Genomic DNA, 5827 nt, shown 5'->3' with positions numbered 1-5827 from the left:
TGTCGGACAGGGTGACGGTCAGATTGCCCAGCCGATCCTGCAAAGGGCGCGCGCGCTCTACATGCAAAAGGTAAGCGAAGGCAAAGTCAGGAATCCCTGCTATTTCGCCATGGACGCGACACGCCCGAACACTCCGAATGACGGCAAGTCGGCCGGCCGCTTCTACATCGTCTGCGAGGCGACGCAAACTTTCCGTGTCGTGTCTTCGGGACACGGCAGCGGCCGCGACCTCAAGGGCGTCGCCGACTTCGGCAACGGACGGATGTGCGCCAAGAACTTCGGCAATGCGATGGACTCGAACCTGACGACGGGCGGCTCTTATATGACGGAGGAGACGAAGACGACCTTCAAGGGTTACTATCGCCTCTCCCAAGCCAAGGATGCGGCCTACCTTCGCACCTTCATCCAGTTCGATGGCGAAGGCGAGACGGCCAACGCACGGCAACGGGCGATCGGCGGACATGCAGCGGCCAAGGTTGCCGGCATATGCATGAAGAAGGATCCGCAAAGCCCCTATGCCAACCGCGACGGATATGTTCCGCTCGGAAAACTGGTGGAATATGCTGGCGGCCGCAGCGACGGCTGCACGAGCTGGTCGGCGTCGGACGCCAGCCAGATCATTTCCATGGTGAAGGATAATCCGACGACCCTCTATATCTATCCCGAGTCTTCGGACATCAGGGCCGTTGCCAAAGCGGTCGCGGCAGGGCGCTCTCCGGCACAATCCGGATTATATTGGAACGAGTCCTGCCTGAAGGAAATCGGCACGCCGAAATTCTGGCCCAAGGAGAGCCTCGAGCCGATCATCGTGCAGTACAAGAAGGACCATCCGGCACCGCCTGCCCGGCCGATACCGATCTGCGGCCAGCAATGACAGAGAAGCGCGGATGGAGCTGAAAACCTGGCAGGCAGCGATCCGAAGCCCGGATCGCCGCAGCCTCGGCCTGAACTGACTGCCGATGCGTTTCCTCCATCTATCGGCGGTGGTGGGCGAGAGGGACATGCTTTCGATTCGCATGATGTCAGATGCTCGCCTGCGCTCCATGCAGTCCGGCATAGATGCCGCCCGCGGCCATCAGCTCATCATGCCGGCCTTCTTCCACGATGCCATCCTGCGTCAGTACGAGAATCCTGTCCGCATGCCTGACGGTCGAAAGGCGGTGCGCAATGACAATGGTCGCCCGGCCCTTTACTAAGCCTAGCAAGGCCTGCTGCACGGCACGTTCGCTCTCGTTGTCGAGCGCACTGGTCGCTTCGTCGAAGATCAGCACCGGCGGATTCTTGAGAAAGGCACGGGCGATCGTCAGCCTCTGCTTTTGCCCGCCTGAGAGCTTCACACCGCGCTGGCCGGTGTCGGTCTGATAAGCCTGCGGAAGCCTCATGATGAAATCATGCGCATTGGCTGCCTTTGCGGCTGCAACGATGTCCTCGTCTTTCGCCTCGGGACGGCCATAGCGCAGATTGTCGATGACGGTGCCGCTGAACAAATAGATATCCTGCTGCACCAGGCCGACATAGCGGCGCAGCGAAGCCAGGTTGATATTGCGGACATCCCGGCCATCGATGGTCACACTCCCTGCCCCGACATCATAGAATCGCGGAATGAGGCTGCACAGCGTGCTCTTGCCGACCCCCGACGGACCGACCAACGCCACGAGCTCGCCCGGCCTGACGGCAAACGACACGTTGTTGAGCACCGGCCGCTCGCCCGTCTCGTAGCCGAAGCTGACCGAGTGAAAGCCGATAGCCCCTTCGACCCCGCCGAGAGGCGAAGCGCCGGGGCGGTCGACGATCTCCGGCTCTTCTTCGACGAGTTCCATCGCCCGGACGAAGCCGGTGTAGCCCTCCTGCCAGAGGCGAATGAAATTATCGAGCCGCCGCACGGGATCGACCAGTATCCCGACGCAAAGCAGGAGCGTCAGCATGCTGGCGGCCGAGAGATCGGCGGTGATGATGCGGATCGCGCCCAGCACGATGACCATGATGGTCACCAGCTGGGAGAACCCGTCCATGCCGACCCAGAGCAATGCCTCGCTGCGGTAGCCTGATTTCCTGCTGTCGAGAAAACGCCGGTTCTCCCGCTCGAAACGGCGCAGTTCATCGCTTTCGTTGACAAAGGACTGTACGACACGGATGCCGCCCAATGCGTCTTCCACCCGTTCATTGATTCCAGCGATCCGCTCCTTGCTGGTGCGCAGCGCCGCATTCATATGGCCGTTGAAATGCAGCGCATAGGCAACGGCAAATGGGATCAGAAGCGCTATCGCGAGGGCAATGACCGGATCGATCAGGGTAAGCACCATCATTGCGCCTGCGAATTTGAGGATGCTGATGGCGAGGTCTTCCGGGCCATGGTGGAAGAGCTCGCCCAGCCAAAGGGAGTCGTTGCTGATGCGGCTCATGAGCTGGCCGGTACGCTGGCGGTCGTAAAAGCTGAAGGATAGCTTCTGGCAATGTTCGAAGAGCTCCCTGCGAACCTGCGCCTCGATCCTGGCCCCCATGGCGTGGCCCTGATAGTCCACGAAGTAGGTGGCCAGAGCCTGCACGAGAAAGACGCCGAGCATGATGGCGCCCAGGGACAGTATCTGCTGAAGGGCGTCCGGCGCGTTTGCCAGTTCAGGCAGCCGGTTGACGATATGATTGGCGATCAGGGGCATGGCCACGGCCGTAGCGGCGACCGATACTGCGCACAATAAGTCCGCCATCAGCAGAGGCAGATGCGGCCGATAGTAGGAGATGAAGCGCCTCGCACGGGCGCGCGCCTTCAGACGTTCCGACGCGTCGTTGCCTGCGCCGGCAGAAGAAAAAAAGCTTGAGAAGAAACGTTCACGGCTTTTTGACGGGCGCCGTTCTCCATCGAGAGGATTGGAATCCATATGCGATCATGTCCTGTTTAAAACGGATGGCTTCGAGTTTGGACATGATCGCTTTCATCTCAATCTCCCGGATGCGTGGGCAACGACAGGAATATGCAACGTTTGCTTGGACCTGACAATGCCTTCACCGCATGCAGGTGCCGCACCACGGCGGGACGGCAATCCTGTGGATCTCCACAGACCGATGCCTTCAGGCGATATCGCCTTGCTTCTTTTGTGCAAGAGCAGGTCCGACCATGCGCAGCAGGCTTTTCAGCTCCGGCTCCCGAACACGGGCAGCCGCTTCATCGGGCGAAAGCCATTGAAGCTGGCGCAGGCCACGTTCGGGAAAACGCTCATCCAATCTGGCGACCTCGAGCAGGTGGACCTGAACGACGGACGGAACGATTTCACCGCTATCGAGCGTCTTGAGATAGGTATAATAGCCGAAGCTCTTCTTCCTGGCCTTTCCCTTGACGCCGGCCTCTTCCCAGGCCTCGCGTTCGGCAACCTGATGCGGCAGCTTGCCACCGATCGGCCATCCTTTGGGAATGATCCACCGGCCGCTTTCGCGCGACGTGATCAGCAGGATCTCGACATTCTGCTGCCCAGGCCGCCACCTGAAGCAGATCGCACCATATTGCTCGATTGACCGGCCGGCGAAGAGTTTTTCCGCTTCACCTGCCAGACGGCGGAGATAGGTCTTTTTAGTCATGCGCTATCACGGCTGCCTGTGGGAGCGGACTTGGCGTCCGGCTTTGCAAGAGTTCGCCGCGCTCTTCCAAAACGGGATAGGCGGCAGCGGCGACCAGATGGGAATTGATCTGCTTGATATCGCGCAGCAGGTCGAGGTGAAGCGAGCTGGTCTCGGCCGTCTCGATTCCGCCCTGGCGTAAACGCTGGAAATGGGCTTCCGTTCCCTCGCGCTCGGCTTTGCGAAAGATGACCTTTTCCTCCGCCAGCATGCGCGCGGCACTCTCGTTCTGCGTCATGAACAAGGCTGCCGTCGTCTGCAGGTTCGACTGCAATCTGTCGAACAGCGTTGCCAGTTCGAGCTGCCCTTCCTTCGAGAAGGAAAGGCCCCGGCGCAAGCGCTTTGCCAGATGCGGCAGCAGATTCTGGTCGAGCACGTCGCCGGCATGTTCCATGTTCATCGAGAACAGCAGGATCTCGTTCAGACGCCGCCTGTCGGCCTCGCCCAATTCATCCGGATCGATCGATGTCAGATAGGTCTTGACCGCAGTGTTGAGGCTGTCGAGGATATTGTCCAGCGACCGCAACCGCGTGAGCGCCTTTCGATCCGTATCGGAAAGCGCCAATTTCGCGCCTGCAAGCATTTCCGATAAAACATCGACCAGCCTCAGCGCTTCCCGTGCCGCCGCACCGAGCGCGACCACGGGCGTCTCCTTGGCGGCCGGATCGAGATATCTTGGACGTGTAGGATCGGCTTCGTCGATCTTCTGCGGCAGCAATCTGGTCAAAAGATCGGCGTAGGGCCGCAACAGCGGCATGAATATCACGGCGAGAACGACATTGAAGGCGCTGTGAAAATTGGCAACGGCGCGCGCACTGTCGCTATCGATCAGCGCCGACAGGCGCGTGGCTGGCTCCAGCAGACCGATCATCGCGATCACGCCGATAATGCGCGTCAGCATATTGCCGATCGGCAGCCGTTTGACGGACAGGTCTGTGCCCGATTGCCCTTCGATCAGAGGGTTTATCGCAGTTCCGAGATTGGCACCGAGAACCAGAGCAAAGGCCTGCTCGACATCGACAAGGCCCTTGCTTGCGAGAGACATGATGAGCAGCACGACGGCAACGCTGGAATGGGCAGCCCATGTCAGGATCGCGGCCAGAAGCATGCTCAGCACCGGTGTGGAGGCGATCGCATCCAGCACATAGGCAAGCGCCTTCGACCCCTCATACTGCGTCATCAGGTCGAGAAGCTGATGCAGCGCCAAAAGCATGAAGCCAAGTCCGATCATGACGCGACCGAGATCGTGCACGCGCGAATTCCCGGTTCGGCGGAACATCAGCACGCCGATCAGGATGAGCGCCGGCGAGGCGGCGGCGACATCGAAGGACAGCACCTGGACGATCAGGGTCGTGCCGACATTGGCGCCCAGCATGACGGCAAGCGCCGGCACGAGATCCACCAGTCCGCCGGCTGCGAAGCCCGACGCCATCAGGCCGGTTGCCGTGCTGCTCTGCAGGATGGCGGTGACGCCGATCCCGGCAAAAAACGCCTTCATGCGATTGCTCAGCGCCCGGCCGAGAAAGGAGCGCAGATCGGGGCCGAAGGCGCGCTGGATGCCGGTCTGGACCATGCGCGTACCCCAGAGCAGAAGAGCGATGTGGCCGGCCAGGGCAACAAGGCCAAAAATGAGTGCCATGGCGATCCTCCATATGCCTGCGTCGCTCAACGGGACGCCGGGCGACATATGGCAATTAGCGGGAATTTAATTAGCCGACTATCTTTCTTCGTTTTCCTGCCTTTTGCAAGACCAGCTTGTCACAAAACTGTTATAATATTCTCTTTTTGATTTAGAATCAGAAAGATGCCAGAAAACCATGCCCGTCATTATACGCTACGAATACTCATTTCGTTTGGAAACGCCGGCCTGAAAACGACGATTTCCTGTCCGAAACGATATTGCCGATGGGCGTTGCTTCGCCTTTTCGCTTTGATCCATGCGACATCAGGCCAATATAGCACAAAACGCCTACTTTGCCGCCAAGCGGGTCTGGCGCCTGGGAGCCGGTGAGACAGGCCAGCGAGGATTTCGAGATGACGCACTTCATCTGCATCACATGCGGCACGCAATTCCGCGAAAGCGATCGGCCGCCGCCAACCTGCCCGATCTGCGACGACGACCGCCAGTTCGTGCCTCGATCGGGGCAGGAATGGACAGAGATGGCGATCCTCGGCCAAACGCATGCCGTCGTCTGGAATGAGGAAGCGGAGGGCATTC

General features: G+C 59.9%; 5 protein-coding genes. 2 read left to right on the top strand and 3 right to left on the bottom strand.

The window, feature by feature from the left end; genetic code table 11:
- Positions 1-874: hypothetical protein (locus Q4Q11_RS30585; RefSeq protein WP_498571829.1), on the top strand; the 874-nt coding region annotated here is incomplete at its 5' end.
- Positions 875-1022: 148 nt separating this feature from the next.
- Here the strand turns inward: Q4Q11_RS30585 and Q4Q11_RS30580 are convergent.
- The 3 genes from Q4Q11_RS30580 to Q4Q11_RS30570 form a co-directional block, all read right to left on the bottom strand.
- The gene (locus Q4Q11_RS30580; protein WP_498571830.1) at positions 1023-2705 is read right to left on the bottom strand and encodes an ABC transporter ATP-binding protein; all 1683 of its coding nucleotides are present in this window, start codon (positions 2703-2705) and stop codon (positions 1023-1025) included.
- Between the two features lie 361 nt (positions 2706-3066).
- Entirely contained in the window at positions 3067-3570 is a 504-nt protein-coding gene (locus Q4Q11_RS30575; RefSeq protein WP_498571828.1) for an NUDIX hydrolase, read from the bottom strand.
- Positions 3563-5248, bottom strand: coding sequence for a Na/Pi cotransporter family protein (locus Q4Q11_RS30570; protein ID WP_498571827.1), 1686 nt, complete (start codon positions 5246-5248; stop codon positions 3563-3565). Before Q4Q11_RS30570 ends, Q4Q11_RS30575 begins: the two co-directional genes overlap by 8 nt.
- A gap of 395 nt (positions 5249-5643) precedes the next feature.
- On the opposite strand from Q4Q11_RS30570, the gene Q4Q11_RS30565 reads away from it, so the two are divergent.
- Positions 5644-5827 (top strand): FmdB family zinc ribbon protein (locus tag Q4Q11_RS30565; protein ID WP_498571826.1); only part of this gene is annotated, 184 nt, incomplete at its 3' end.

Source organism: Rhizobium sp. UFLA01-1127 (assembly GCF_059803845.1).
This window is presented reverse-complemented; position numbering and strand designations above follow the sequence as displayed.